Origin of the sequence: Roseibium sp. (genome assembly GCF_048261595.1) — a bacterium.
Classification (GTDB): domain Bacteria; phylum Pseudomonadota; class Alphaproteobacteria; order Rhizobiales; family Stappiaceae; genus Roseibium.
The window spans coordinates 995,173-1,009,163 of the sequence record NZ_JBLXFW010000001.1; the positions used below are offsets into that span (position 1 = coordinate 995,173).

The window sequence follows — 13,991 nt, forward strand, 5'->3', positions numbered from 1 at the left end:
GGTATTCCGGAAAAGCTTGCCTGAATTTCCGCCTCACCCTGCGGAGGAACAAATCACCGACAGCGACTTCAGCATGGCCGCGTCTGCTCCAAAGCAGCATGCATGGGCAATGAAGAATGCCGCGGTCATGAGCGAGCCCGTACCAAGAGCTGCTATCAGCCAGGGGTCCGAACGCAGTTCGCTCCAAAGATCCGCCGTTTGAGCGTTCGCAAATGCCATTGTATTTTCCTCCCTCACCATTTGGTGGCGGCCGGCCTCACGGATAGGGAGGCCAGCCTGGTTGTTCCCTTCAGGCGCTTTCTGCCTTCGCGTCCTTCTTGCCGAACATGCCGCCAAGCCAACCTTTCTTTTCCCCGGCGGCAGCGTCTTCGGCAGCTTCATCCGGCTGGCTCGGGGCAACGGTTTCGCCGAAGGTCTTGAAGAACTCACCCGCAAGGCGCTTTGCGGTCGAGTCGATCAGACGCGAGCCAAGCTGGGCAAGCTTGCCGCCGATCTGGGCGTCCACGTCGTAGTAGAGGATGGTGGCATCGGGACCGTCTTCTTCAAGGCGAACCGTCGCTCCACCCTTTGCAAAGCCTGCAACACCACCGGAGCCTTCGCCGACGATCCGGTAGCTCTCGGGCGGGTTGAGATCCTCAAGGGTCACCTTGCCGCCGAACGTTGCCTTTACGGGGCCGACCTTGAGCTTGACCTTGGCCTCCATATCCGTGTCGGAATGCTTGGTCAGTTCCTCGCACCCCGGAATGCACGCCTTGAGGACTTCCGCATCGTTCAGCGCGGCCCAGACGGTTTCACGCGGTGCCTCGATACGTTGGCTGTCTGCCATCTTCATGGGATTGTTCTCCAGTTTTGTTCTGTTTGGTCTTCAGACATAGACGGTTTCGCTTGGGGCGCCGCGTTGTCCCTTGCGGCGCAGACGCAGAATCTCGGCCAGAATGGACAGGGCGATTTCCTCCGGCGTTATCGCACCAAGGTCAAGCCCGGCCGGTGCTTTCACACGGTCCAGATCCACTTCGGACACCCCCTCTGCGATCAGCTTCTCGCGCAGGGTTGCAGCCTTGCGACGGCTGCCGACGAAGGCGACATGCTCGGCGCCGACCGAGACAGCAGCCTTCAGTGCAACCTGGTCTCCCCGGCCCTGCGTCGCGACGATCAGAAACCGCTGCGCGCTCGCCTCGACCGGCAGCGCATAGCCTTCGATCCGCTCATTGGCCTCGGCGAAGGCCCCCTGATCCTCGGCAGGCGCGCAGACAGTCACGTCAAAACCGACGCGCGGCCCCAGATCGGCGAGCGCCACCGCTACAGGGCTCGCACCGAGAATGACAAGGTTCGGGCGTGGCAGAACCGGCTCGATGAAGATGTCCATTGTTCCCTTGCTCGGGCACATGTTCCGCGCGAAGCGGACGCCGTCCTTTTCCTCTCCCGGAGCAACACCGAGATCCTTGAGAAGGTCTTCCGGCTGAATGGAGACAAGCCGGGTCTCGCCATCTTCAAGGGATTCGCGCGCTGCCTTCAGGGTCGCGCCACGTGCGCAGCCTCCACCGATCCAGCCTCCTGCAATCGAGCCGTCCGCGCGGATCACCGCCTTGGCGCCGGCCTTTGCCGCAGTCACTGAAATGGTGCGGACAACCGTCGCCAGCGCGAAGGGTTCCCCTGCCCTGCGCAACCGGTTCATCAGCTCATGCAGGTCTTCCTTTTTCGGATCGGACATTCTTGTGGTTCCAGGCCGGTTCAACATGTCGTCCTCACAGGTTCGCCAGATACGGCTCGAGGGCCGCCAGGCTGTCGAGATTGTGGGCAGGGGCAAAGAGATCGACGTGTGGCAGCGCTGCTGCCATACCACCGGCGGTCGGCTCGTAGCCCTGCCAGCCGATGAGCGGGTTCAGCCAGACAATGCGTTTGCACCGCCGTCGCAACGCCGCCATTTCCTGACCGAGTCTTTCCGGATCGCCAGTGTCATAACCGTCCGACAAGATCATCACGCAGGTGCGCGAATGGATCACGCGCGCCGCATGCCAGCGATTGAACTCGGCCAGCGCCTCGCCGATCTTGGTTCCGCCGCCGACACCTTGCGCCATCAGTCCCATTCGGTCGAGAGCACGTGCAGGGTCCCGTTCGGCCAGCGCGGACGACACATGCACCAGCCGTGTGTGAAACAGGAAGGCCTCTGCCTCGCGGAAATTGTCCAGCATGCCATGGACGAAGCGGGTGAAGACGCCGGTGTAATTGCTCATGGAGCCGGACGCATCGAGCAGGATGACAAGGCGCAGCTGACGTTCGCGCGGGCCCTTTCGCACCAGATCGATCGGTGTGCCGCCATGAGCTATGGAATGGCGAATGGTCCGGCGAAGGTCCAGCCGCGGCCCCTTTCGCTTTTGCCGGTCGCGCCGGGTGAGGCGCACGCGCATGGAATGGGCGAGCTTCTCCGCAAGCTCATGCGCCCGTTCCATGGCATCAGGATCGTTGATCTTGCGAAAGTCTACCTGACCGAGATTCTCGGCAATGCTTGCCCCTTCCCGGCGGGCCTCGGTTTCCTCGTCGCTGTCCTCGTCTTCCTCCGATCCGGGCTTGCGCTCTACGTCCCCGACCATGCCGTCCTGCTTCTGGCCGGCAGCATCCATCAGATCGCGGATCGTCCTGGTGCCCTTCTTCGGGCTCGAGCCGGACGCCTTGATCGCGCCCTTGATGCCTTTGGCGAACCAATAGGCGTCGAAAATCTCGTCAAAGCGCTGCCAATCGGATCGGCGACCGCAGAAAAGCGCCCGCATCGCGCCCTTCAGTTCATGCGGCCGATGAGCCAGCGGTGATTGCAACAGGCGGACCGCATCGTTGGTCTCCGCCAATCCGACCTTGAACCCGCTGTCGCGCAGGGAGCGCACGAAACCGGCAAGACGCATGCGCAGCGCCGCACCGATATCGCTCCGGGTTTCAAGGACAAGCGCCGCCATGATGTCAGGCTACCTTGCCGAGCAGCCTGTCGGTGACTTCGCGGGTCACCTTCGACTGGTCTTCACGTGTCTTGAGGACGCAGGCGAGCGTTTCGAACACAAGCTCGCGCTCGTCATGCAGGTTCTTCGCACCGAGCCCCAGCAGCGCAGCGGCCCAGTCGATTGCCTCCGCTACTCCCGGGACCTTTGCAAGGTCCTCCTTGCGCAGACGACCCATCAGTTCGGCGATCTGCAGCGCCAGTTTTGCATCCAGTCCGTCGACACGGCTGAGCAGGATACGCGCTTCCCGGTCCGGGGTCGGGTAATCGACATAGTGATAGAGGCAGCGGCGGCGCAGGGCATCGGACAGTTCACGCGTTCCGTTCGATGTCAGCACCACACGCGGGATACTGGTCGCCTCGACTGTCCCCAGTTCCGGGATGGAGACCTGATAGTCGGAGAGGATTTCGAGCAGAAATGCTTCGAATTCCTCGTCGGCTCGATCGATTTCATCGATCAGGAGCACCGGCGCCTTGTCCTGACGGATCGCGGCCAGCAACGGGCGCTCCAGCAAATATTTCTCGGAAAACACCGCTTCCTCGATGGCATGGGCACTCTCGCCCGATCCCTCGTGAGCCTTGATGGCCAGAAGCTGGCGCTGATAGTTCCACTCGTAGATCGCATCGGAGCGATCCAGACCTTCATAGCACTGCAGCCGGATCAGGTCGGTGTCGTGCAGTTTGGCGAGGGCCTTTGCTACCTCGGTCTTGCCAACACCCGCTTCCCCTTCCAGAAGAAGAGGCCGCTGTAGCATGTCGGTCAGGACAAGCGCTGTTGCGAGGCCGTCGTCGGCAACATAGCCGGTCTCGGCAAGGGCTTTCGCCAGCGCGTTCTTGTCCAGGGCCATGAGGCGCCCTCCTTGGAAAATCGGATGGTTTGATCTGACCCGCAGGCAAAAGGCCGCATTGGGTTCAGAAGGCCGGGCAGCGTCTGGCGCCGCCCATGCCGACTGTTATTCTTCTATCACGAGCATCAGGGGAAGCTGCTTGTCGACCTGTCCAGCTGCCAGACGGTTTCGACAAGCAGTTCCACTACCGGGTCGTGGGAACCCGGATCTCGCAGCTCGCGATCAGCCGTGAGCGCCCAGTTCCTTGGCTGCCTGCCAGACGCGCCATGCATCATGCGGCATCTGGATGTGCGTCGAACCGAGGAAGCCGAAGGCATCGTTTACCGCGTTGGAGAACGCCGGTACGCCGCCAACGTTCGGGCTTTCACCCACGCCCTTTGCTCCGATCGGGTGATGCGGGCTCGGGGTGACTGTGTAGTCGGTTTCCCAGTGCGGGGTTTCAACCGCGGTCGGCAGGAAGAAGTCCATGAAGGACGCTCCCATGACGTTGCCCATCTCGTCGTAGCGGATCTCCTGACCCATCGCGATGGCGAAGGCTTCCGTCAGACCGCCATGGACCTGACCCTCGATGATCATCGGGTTGATCCGGGTGCCGCAGTCATCCAGCGCATAGAAGCGGCGGATCTTGGACACGCCAGTGTCGACGTCGATGTCCATGACGCAGAAGTAGGCGCCGAACGGATAGGTCATGTTGGGCGGATCGTAGTAGGACACGGCCTCAAGACCCGGCTCCATGTTCGGAGGCGGAGCGTTGTAGGCGGCCCACGCGATTTCCTTCATGGACTTGCGCCGTTCCGGATTGCCCTTCACCTGGAAACCGTCAACGTCCCACTCGAGGTCGTACTCGGACACTTCCAGCATGTGAGCTGCGATCATCTGAGCCTTGTTGCGGATCTTGCGAGCCGCGAGCGCGATGGCCGCACCGGCAACCGGGGTCGAACGGGACCCATAGGTACCAAGACCGTATGGAGCCGTGTCGGTATCGCCTTCCTCGACCATGATGTCATCGGCAGGGATGCCGATTTCCGTCGCGATGATCTGCGCCCACGTCGTTTCGTGCCCCTGGCCCTGGCTCTTGGAGCCCATGCGGGAGATAACCGAGCCCGTCGGATGAACCCGGATTTCCGCGCTGTCGAACATGGCAACACCGAGGATGTCGCAGTTCTTGGACGGACCGGCACCGACGATTTCGGTGAAGAAGCAGACACCGATACCCATGACCTCACGGGTTTCACCGCGCTTGAAGGCTTCCTGTCTGGCCTTCTGCTCTTCACGCAGGCCGCGGTAGTCGATGGCATCCATCGCCTTCTGCATGGCCGTGTGATAGTCGCCGCTGTCGTATTCCCAGCCGAGGGCCGACTGATACGGGAACTGCTCCGGCTTGACGAAGTTCTTCATGCGAAGATCCGCCGGATCCATGCCGAGCTTCTGGGCCAGGATGTCCATGGCTCGCTCGATACAGTAGGCCGCTTCCGTCACACGGAAGGAACAGCGATAGGCGACACCGCCCGGGGCCTTGTTGGTGTAGACGCCGTCGACCGACAGATGGGCGGTCGGGAAGTCGTACGACCCCGTGACGATGTTCATGAAGCCTGCCGGCCACTTGGATGGGTCGGCGCAGGCGTCGAAGCCGCCGTGGTCGGCGAGCACGTGCACTTTCAGTCCTGTGACGGTGCCGTCTTTCTTCGCGGCAATTTCCGTCGTCATGTGATAGTCGCGGGCAAATGACGTGGTGGAGAGGTTCTCCATGCGGTCCTCGACCCATTTCACCGGCTGACCGGTGACGATGGAGGCCACGATGGAACAGATGTAGCCCGGATAAGCTCCAACCTTGTTGCCGAAGCCACCGCCGACATCCGGAGCGATCACATGGATCTTGTGTTCCGGGATGGTGGAGAGCAGCGATGCCACCGTACGGATAACATGTGGTGCCTGGAAGGTGCCATATAGCGTCAGTTCGCCCTTCACCTTGTCCATGGACGCAAGGCACTGGCAGGTTTCCAGCGGCGACGGATGCGTGCGGTGATAGGAGATCATCTCCTTGATCGTCACCTCGGCGTTGTCGAACGCGGACTTGGTGGCATCCTCATCGCCAACAGACCAGTTGAAGATGTGGTTATGGTGCTTGCGCGGACCATGGGCACCTTCGGTCTTGCCTTCAAGGTCCTCACGAAGAACCGGAGCGTCCGGATCCATTGCCTTGAACGGATCGACGAGGACCGGCAGCTCTTCGTATTCGACTTCGACCAGCTGGATCGCATCGTCGGCGATGTAGCGGTCTTCGGCGACTACGAAGGCAACTTCCTGGTTTTGGTAGAGAACCTTGCCGTCGGCGAGAACCATCTGGACGTCGCCTGCGAGCGTCGGCATCCAGGCGAGGTTCACGCCCTTGAGGTCTTCAGCTGTCAGGACCGCAATCACGCCCGGGACCTTGAGAGCCTCGGTCGCGTCGATCTTGACGACCCTGGCATGGGCATAGGGCGAACGGACGAAGTCGCCGTGCAGCATGCCCGGCATCTTGATGTCGTCGACGTATTTGCCCTTGCCCTGAGTGAAGCGGATGTCTTCAACGCGCTTGCGCTTGCAGCCCATACCTTCGAGGGCTGCCTCACGCTGTTCCCGTGTCGGGGTCATGTCATTCATTCTGCAGCCTCCTGGAATTCACGGCCGTTCAGCTTTGCTGCGGCGTACTGGATGGCTTTCACGATGTTCTGGTAGCCGGTGCAGCGGCACAGGTTGCCGGCAATACCGAAGCGGATTTCCTCTTCGGTCGGATCCGGATTTTCCTTCAGAAGCGTGTGCGCGCGGGTGATCATTCCCGGCGTGCAAAAGCCGCACTGGAGGCCATGCATCTGGCGGAAGCCTTCCTGGAGGGCGGAGAGTGTGCCGTCCGGGTTGGCCATGCCTTCAATCGTGGTCAGTTCGGCACCGTTGGCCTGGACCGCGAACAGGGTGCAGGACTTGACGGACATGCCGTTCATTTCAACCGTACACGCACCGCAATGGCTGGTTTCGCAGCCGATATGCGGACCGGTGAGATTCAGGTCCTCGCGCAGGAAATGGATCAGAAGCGTGCGCGGCTCGACAAAGCGCTGCACCTTCTTGCCGTTGACGGTCATCGTCACCGGGACTTGTTCAACTTCACTCATCTCGTTCTGTCTCCCTCGGTCCCGGTTTATTTCTGGGCGCGTTCGGCGGCGCGCGTGAGCGCCCGCTGCATCATGATACCTGCCATCTTGGTCCGGTATTCGGCTGGGCCGCGGCCATCGGAGGCCGGCATGGTGATGGCTTCAGCAGCCGCGACAGCCCTCTTGACCGTCTCCGCATCAAGCGTCGAACCAGTCAGGATGCCGCTCGCCTCTTCCGCGTAGAGCGGCGTGTCGGCAACGTTGGTCAGCGCCACGGAGCAGCTTGCCACCGTGTTGCCGTTCATTGTCAGGACGACAGCAGCTGCAGCGGTGGCGTAGTCGCCTACCTTGCGCTTCAGCTTCTCATAGGCAAAGCCATGACCCGCAGCAGGCGTCGGGATCTTGACGGCAACGACCAACTCTTCCGGCGCGAGCGCCGTGAAATAGGCCGCCTCATAGAATTCGCGGGCCGGAATTTCGCGCTCACCATCGGGCCCTGCGACCAGGTAAGCCGCATCGAGGCACTGCATCAGCGCCGGCATGTCATTGCCGGGATCGCCGTTGGCGACGTTGCCGCCCATTGTGCCCATGTAACGGATCTGTGGATCGGCGATCAGCCGAGAGGTCTCCCGGATAATCGGAAGCTTCGAGGAAAGCAGATCCGAAGCGATCAAATCGGCCTGTGTGGTCATGGCACCGATGACGATGTGAGCGCCGTCTTCGCGGATGCCTTTCAAATCGGCGATGCCGCCAAGGTCGATAAGGTGCTCGGGCGCGGCCATGCGCAACTTCATCATCGGAATGATGCTGTGACCGCCAGCAAGCGGGCGGGCCTCGTCGCCATGTTCGACCAGAAGCGCAACGACTTCCGACACAGACGACGGCCTGTGATAGGTAAATTCTCCGGGGATCATGTGTTCCCTCCCTCACTGCATGCACGTATCGACCAGCGACGCGCGCAAGACTCTCCAAGGTGGTCATCACACATCTTCACAGCCCGAGGCTCACCGGCGCATGAGGATCGGCTCGCGTTTCGATCCGGCGGGTGGGCACTGGGACGGCATTCAACTCCCGGTGCGATAACCGACTCTAGGGTGCAAACCTTTGCATCGCACAAACAACGTCACCTGCACCGAATGTCGGTAGATTTACACGGATCACCGGTTTGATCGCACGAAATGCGTCAATAATATTGACGCATTTCATTGCCGAGATCGACAGCAATCACAGACAAAAATACTAACCATTTCAAATAGCTATAAGCCCATGAAAATGGACTTCGTTCCTAAATCGGGGCAGTTCACGACGGATCAGGCCGCCCTGCACGAATTGTCGCAGCCAACTCGCTTGGACGCACTGCACACACACTCAATAGGTGTAGCGGCAGACAGGAGGCAAATGTTCGAAAGCTGTCGCCGACCGCCAGAAAACCACGGTCCTGCCATCAGGACCGCAGCCAACGGAGAGCGATTCCAAAACCTGGATAGCGGCTGCCAGAATGAGAACATTGCGCCCCGAAGCAACCACAGTGGCGTGCTCTCAGAAACTGCCTGTGTCCCTGCCTGAAGCGACTACTGAGCTGCGACTGCGCCCGAACCCGTAACAATCCGATCGCTACGTTCCGCGAGGCGTCCCTTGATGCGGCTCCAGCGCGATCGACTGACCGGCACATGGTGCGGCTCCATTCCGTCCATAACCAGTAAGCCACTATCGCCCGAGCGCTTGTAGCTGCTGACACGCTGCAGGTTGACGATATGGCTTCTATGAACGCGACTGAACAGCTTGGGGTCCAGTGCCCGCTCGACTTCGCTGATGGCCAACGGGCAGAACAGTGTCCGGTTGCCGTCGAACAGGCGTGTGTAATGCGCGTCTGCCTGCACGGCCACGACATCCGCCGTCGGGATCTGGCATTTCACGCCGTCCCGCTCAACCGGCAGCGTGCGCTTGAAACTTCCTGCAACGCCCTTCTGCCCAGGCGCGGCCTGAAGCCCTTCCGGTGGTCGCTTGTGCGAAGGGACTGCGCCCTCTTCCCCCCACACCGCATCAGCAGGCCCCTCAGCGTCAAGAGAAGTGATCTCCTCACCGGATACACCCATTTCCGCAATTGCGACCTCCGGGACGGCATCATCATTGCCTTCGGCATGGTCTGCAGATCCGGCCGGAACAAGCGTCAAAAGGAAGAGGCCGGAGACGAGGAACGCGACGCACGCCACGACGATTGCGAGCGTTCCCGGAGACACGGACGGTGAATCCGGTGGTCCGGCAACTTCGCGCGGGGTCAGGCCCATACCAGCCATGGCGATGTAATGCATGGCCGAGATCGCAAGCGCCAGGACGATAGCGGAGACAACCATGGGCGGTTGGCGCCCGGAACCGAAACAGAGCCAGAGCGCAAGGCCGGAGGCATTGAAGGCAACGAGAAAGCTCGCCGTTACGTAGACCGGGTCATGGGTCATCACGGACGAGGCATGAAGCGCATACATGCCAAGGTAATGCATGATGCAGATCCCCGCCCCCATGACGAGCGAGGACAATCCGAGACGCAAGGACGAAAGCGCACCGCTGCTGGCGGCAAAAACTGCAATGCCGACCACGAGAACGCTGACGAGAAATGACAAAAGCGTCGGCAAGACAAGGAAGTCGACCGCCACCGGCAACCGCGCCGCCAGCATTCCGACGAAATGCATGGCCCAGATCGCAAGAGCAAGCGTCAACGCGCTGCCGGCCAACAGGAAGCGTCGGCGCGGATCTCTCGCGCGCGCAACCTGAACCGACAGGCTCAGTCCGACGAAACTTCCCTGGAACGCGACCACCAGGGAAAGCGCGACGAGCCATGGCTCGTGCGAAACGGACATGCAGGCTCTCCTCCCTCAGGCAGCTGCATAATGACTGGATCTTAGTGATCAGATCGAGAATAGACGATCGACACGCCAATACCAAGAGACTGCGAAGAAACGGGATTGCTTTCAAGGCGATCGCAATATTTCAGCAAGCCGTTCGGCAAATGCCAGTGGATTGCAGCCATGGTTGGAGAGCACTTGGCTGAACCACGCGATTTCGCCGTTTCGGCGCAATTGATTTTCACCAAACGGTGCTTGCCCAACTTGCAACCGGTGCCTAAGCTCGCGCCCGAAAGTCATATTTCGCTGCTCGTAACCCTCACTTTTCAGGGCGTGACTCGCGACCAGACAGTTCAAATATCAATGGGAGGAACCATGTCAGTCACCGGACAAACCGTTCTCGTGACCGGGGCCAGCTCGGGTATCGGCCGCGCAACGGCTCAAGCATTCCTGAAGGCAGGTGCGAAGGTCGTTCTGACCGGACGGCGCGCCGATCGCCTGGAAGAAGCGGCGAAGGCAGCCGGTGGGGATTCGCTCTGCGTTCCTTGCGATGTGTCGGACGCTGGCCAGGTCGACGCACTCTTCGCCGCGATCAAGGAGCGCTATGGCCGCCTCGATACCTGCTTCAACAATGCAGGCAACAACGTTCCGGCAAAACCGATCGATGAACTCAGCATCGAAGAATGGCAGACCGTTCTGAACGTCAACCTGCACGGCGCCTTCCTGATCGCTCGTGGCGCCTTCGGAATGATGCGCCATCAAAGCCCTCAGGGCGGTCGCATCATCAACAACGGCTCGATCTCTGCACATGCGCCGCGTCCCGGTTCTGTGCCCTACACCACGACGAAACACGCCATAACCGGCCTTACCAAGACGCTGTCGCTCGATGGCCGTGCCTTCGACATTGCCTGTGGTCAGATCGACATCGGCAATGCGGCCTCGGAAATGACAGAACATTTCCAGAAGGGCCTGCCTCAGGCGAATGGCACCATGATGCCCGAGCCTGTCATGGACGTGTCCCACATTGCGGATGCGGTTCTGCACATGGCTGGGCTGCCGCTCTCCGCCAATGTCCAGTTCATGACTATCATGGCAACAAAGATGCCCTTCATTGCGCGCGGGTGAACCCTGCCGCTTTGTTCGCATCCAAATTCCTCACGGACCGTTCCGGTTTTCCAACCGGGACGGTAGCTCGCCGGTAGGCGTTAGGCGCCTAAGCCTTCCACCCAACCACCATCTCGCGCTTGCCGGCAAAGCCCTTTCGCTTCTCGATGTTGAACCCGGCGCCCGAGAGGTTCCGGCGCACCCACCCGGCCGCGGTATAGGTCGCGAGCGTTCCGCCGTTTGCCGTCGAGCGATAGACTTCGACCAGAAGCTCTTCGCCCCAGAGCTCAGGGTTCTTGGAGGGACTGAAACCGTCGAGGAACCAGGCATCAACTCCCTTCCCGGCAGGCAACTGGCGACCGGCATCTGCAAGCAAGGTCCTTGCATCGCCGACACCAATGACAAGATCGACGTCTTGGACGCACCATCTGTTCCAGCCAGGTTCCGGCGACCAGGCACGGAGCAAGGCTTCGGCTTGCGTTTCCAGTTCCGGAAAGGCGCCAAGTGCCCGCGAGAGCTGCTCGGCAGTCATCGGAAAAAGCTCGAAGGACAGAAAGGTCAGCTTCGGCGGTTGCGGCATCTGCTGCATGGCATGCAGCGTGGTCAGAAAATTTAGCCCGGTTCCGAAGCCCAGTTCCGCTATGATGAAATCATCCCCGGCCTGCCACCGCTCGGGCAATCCGTTTCCGGCGAGGAACACGTGCCGCGTCTCGGCGAGGCCTCCTGCACGTGAGAAGTAGGTATCTCCAAATGCAGGCGCTCGTGGAACACCATCCGACAGCCACTCCAATTCCGGAGCACTGACAGCGTTTTCTCCCGCCGACGGCTGCAGGGAAGAAGTAGCCGAGGCGATAATCTCGTCTTGCTTGCGGGACATTGCGGCGATCAGCGCTCTTGATGTTGGTGGCTCATCCTTTTATGCGGGCGCAGGGTCGAGATAAAGAGCGCTCTGCCTGCTTGCCATGCTCACCGGTATTTGCTGAAAGGCCATCCATGCCAGACGCGTTCTCCAATCGTCATGACCTTGCCGTGGTGGGCGGCGGCATCTTCGGATTGTCCATTGCCTATCGTGCACTGAAGGAAGGACTTTCAGTCGTGGTTCTGGAGAAGGACCATATCGGCGCTGGCGCGAGCGGGGGGGTACTCGGTGCCTTGATGCCGCATATGCCAGCCCGGTGGAACCCGAAGAAGGAGTTTCAGTTCCAGTCCCTGATGCGTCTTGAGGCGTTTATTCAGGGCCTTGAAGCGGAAACGGGTCTGTCCACGGGCTACGGGCGTTGTGGCAGAATCCTGCCCCTGACCACGCAGGACAAGTTCGACCATCATCTGGAACGGGCGGCTGAGGCGGATGAGCGGTGGCAGCCTTTAAAGACGGGTTTCACCTATCAGGTCGAGGCGCAGGGAAGCCGTGCTGACTGGCTCAGTCCGAAGGCCGCACCATTCGGCATTGTCTATGAAACTCTTGCCGGACGTGTCGCGCCGCGGGCCTACCTTGCGGCCCTCGCTGCCTTTGTGCGCGAGCATGGGACGCTGATCGAGGGTGCTTGCTTCGAGGCTTTCGACGAAGCGACGGGTGCAATAACGGGCAAGGGCATCGCGTCCGCACTTGCGGCCGGGCGGCTGGTTCTCGCCAGTGGGCCCGAGAGCTTTGATCACCTCAAGAGCCTGACAGGTGAAATGATCGGCCGCGGTGAAAAGGGGCAGGCCCTGATCATGGAAGGTGCCGGGCTTGAAGACCTGCCGGCAATCTATTGCGACGGGCTTTACGTTGTTCCCCATGACGATGGCACGGTCGCGATCGGCAGCACGTCCGATCGCGATTTCGTGGACAGCGCGGTCGATCCTGTGAGAACGGAGGAATTGATCCGCCGGGCGACGGCATTTTGCCCCCGCCTGGAAGGCCGCAAGGTCTTGAGCGTATGGGCGGGCATCCGGCCCAGATGCAACAAGCGCGATGCTCTAGTCGGCAATGTTCCCGGCCACGAACGGGTCTTCGTCGCTACGGGTGGCTTCAAGATTTCCTACGGTATCGCACATCTGATCGCAGACGCTCTCGTCGCGGAGTTGACCGGCAGCACCCCTGCCGTCGATCTGCCGCCAAGCTACCGCCCCGGCTTTCATTTCAAACGGTGAATTGAAGGCTGACCAGGCTCGCGTGGATTTCTTGGGGCCCAGGAATCAGAAAGGCGCCTGATGGGCGCCTGTATCCTGGCCTGACTTGATGCACTGCAAGACCGTCAGAGGGTCGCGACCGCGTAGAGGGCATAGCCGGTCAGAGCGATAGATCCCCAGAACAGCACGTTCTTCACAATCATGAAGCCCGCGCCAGACGTGGACTTACGATCATTCCGGCTCAAATTTTCTGCAATAAACGCCATGAAAACCTCCGGCAGAGACTCAAATCACCACGTCTCTGCTACACGTACCGACACGGTAGGCTCGAAGCGGTTAATTGTCTCTGAACGAGTATGGTTAACCATCTCCTAATCAAAGGGAATTGCCAGAAGCTGCAAGAATGGGGATAACTTGGACTGCCGGAGCGGTTCTTCTGCGGGTCACGCCAGCATGTCCCTTCTCTCCACCACTATTGTCACCGGAGCCACGAATGAGCCTTGAAAGCGTCCGCCGCCACCTCGCAGAAGCTGCCCCTGAGCTTGAGGTGATCGAAACGGCTGACAGCAGCGCTACCGTGGAACTGGCGGCGCAGGCACACGACGTTCGGCCGGCCCAGATCGCCAAGACCCTGTCGTTCCGCCTCAAGGAAGAGGTCTTTCTTGTCGTCGCCCGCGGAGATGCGCGTCTTGACAACAAGAAGGCCAAGACGACTTTCGGCGGAAAGGTGAAAATGCTCGCGCTGGAAGAGGTGCAGGACATCACCGGGCACCCGGTCGGTGGCGTCTGCCCATTCGGTCTCGCAACGCCTCTCAAGGTCTATCTGGATGAAAGCCTGAAGGCTTTCGACGAAGTCATCCCGGCCGCCGGAGCGACCAATGCCGCGGTCCGCATATCGCCTCAGCGCCTGTTCGAGGTCACCGGGGGCACGTGGGTCGACGTCTGTCAGGATCCGGAGACCGTCCCAGCCTGA

The 13,991-nt window shown here is 60.7% G+C and carries 14 protein-coding genes; 3 read left to right on the top strand and 11 right to left on the bottom strand.

The window, feature by feature from the left end; all coding sequences use genetic code 11:
• Positions 1 to 33 precede the first annotated feature (33 nt).
• From ACN0SY_RS04475 to ACN0SY_RS04515, 9 genes are all read right to left on the bottom strand, one after another.
• The gene (locus ACN0SY_RS04475; RefSeq protein WP_417684826.1) at positions 34 to 219 is read right to left on the bottom strand and encodes a hypothetical protein; all 186 of its coding nucleotides are present in this window, start codon (positions 217 to 219) and stop codon (positions 34 to 36) included.
• A gap of 70 nt (positions 220 to 289) precedes the next feature.
• Positions 290 to 832, bottom strand: coding sequence for an SRPBCC family protein (locus ACN0SY_RS04480; protein ID WP_417684828.1), 543 nt, complete (start codon positions 830 to 832; stop codon positions 290 to 292).
• Positions 833 to 865: 33 nt separating this feature from the next.
• Complete coding sequence (locus tag ACN0SY_RS04485; RefSeq protein WP_417684830.1) at positions 866 to 1,711, bottom strand: XdhC family protein; 846 nt, start codon at positions 1,709 to 1,711, stop codon at positions 866 to 868.
• A gap of 34 nt (positions 1,712 to 1,745) precedes the next feature.
• Complete coding sequence (locus tag ACN0SY_RS04490) at positions 1,746 to 2,948, bottom strand: vWA domain-containing protein (RefSeq protein WP_417684832.1); 1,203 nt, start codon at positions 2,946 to 2,948, stop codon at positions 1,746 to 1,748.
• A gap of 4 nt (positions 2,949 to 2,952) precedes the next feature.
• A complete protein-coding gene (locus ACN0SY_RS04495; RefSeq protein WP_417684834.1) occupies positions 2,953 to 3,834 on the bottom strand; it encodes an AAA family ATPase in 882 nt (293 codons plus the stop codon).
• A gap of 222 nt (positions 3,835 to 4,056) precedes the next feature.
• A complete protein-coding gene (locus ACN0SY_RS04500) occupies positions 4,057 to 6,477 on the bottom strand; it encodes an aerobic carbon-monoxide dehydrogenase large subunit (protein WP_417684836.1) in 2,421 nt (806 codons plus the stop codon).
• On the bottom strand, positions 6,474 to 6,983 hold the full coding sequence (locus ACN0SY_RS04505; RefSeq protein ID WP_417684837.1) for a (2Fe-2S)-binding protein: 510 nt from the start codon (positions 6,981 to 6,983) through the stop codon (positions 6,474 to 6,476). Before ACN0SY_RS04505 ends, ACN0SY_RS04500 begins: the two co-directional genes overlap by 4 nt.
• 26 nt (positions 6,984 to 7,009) lie before the next feature.
• Entirely contained in the window at positions 7,010 to 7,876 is an 867-nt protein-coding gene (locus tag ACN0SY_RS04510) for an FAD binding domain-containing protein (RefSeq protein WP_417684838.1), read from the bottom strand.
• Positions 7,877 to 8,533: 657 nt separating this feature from the next.
• Positions 8,534 to 9,817 (bottom strand): MHYT domain-containing protein, encoded by a 1,284-nt coding sequence (locus tag ACN0SY_RS04515; RefSeq protein ID WP_417684840.1) that lies wholly within the window; start codon positions 9,815 to 9,817, stop codon positions 8,534 to 8,536.
• A 360-nt stretch (positions 9,818 to 10,177) separates the two neighbouring features.
• Between ACN0SY_RS04515 and ACN0SY_RS04520 the strand changes: the two genes are divergently transcribed.
• Entirely contained in the window at positions 10,178 to 10,927 is a 750-nt protein-coding gene (locus tag ACN0SY_RS04520) for an SDR family oxidoreductase (protein ID WP_417684841.1), read from the top strand.
• An 88-nt stretch (positions 10,928 to 11,015) separates the two neighbouring features.
• Here the strand turns inward: ACN0SY_RS04520 and mnmD are convergent, their stop codons facing one another.
• Positions 11,016 to 11,783, bottom strand: coding sequence for a tRNA (5-methylaminomethyl-2-thiouridine)(34)-methyltransferase MnmD (gene mnmD, locus ACN0SY_RS04525; RefSeq protein ID WP_417684843.1), 768 nt, complete (start codon positions 11,781 to 11,783; stop codon positions 11,016 to 11,018).
• Positions 11,784 to 11,899: 116 nt separating this feature from the next.
• Between mnmD and ACN0SY_RS04530 the strand changes: the two genes are divergently transcribed.
• Positions 11,900 to 13,039, top strand: coding sequence for an NAD(P)/FAD-dependent oxidoreductase (locus tag ACN0SY_RS04530; RefSeq protein WP_417684845.1), 1,140 nt, complete (start codon positions 11,900 to 11,902; stop codon positions 13,037 to 13,039).
• Positions 13,040 to 13,143: 104 nt separating this feature from the next.
• Here ACN0SY_RS04530 and ACN0SY_RS04535 read toward each other — a convergent pair whose 3' ends face one another.
• Positions 13,144 to 13,284: a hypothetical protein gene (locus tag ACN0SY_RS04535; RefSeq protein WP_417684846.1), complete on the bottom strand. Its 141-nt coding sequence runs from the start codon at positions 13,282 to 13,284 to the stop codon at positions 13,144 to 13,146.
• Positions 13,285 to 13,511: 227 nt separating this feature from the next.
• Here ACN0SY_RS04535 and ACN0SY_RS04540 point away from each other — a divergent pair, with 227 nt between their 5' ends.
• Complete coding sequence (locus ACN0SY_RS04540) at positions 13,512 to 13,991, top strand: YbaK/EbsC family protein (RefSeq protein ID WP_417684848.1); 480 nt, start codon at positions 13,512 to 13,514, stop codon at positions 13,989 to 13,991.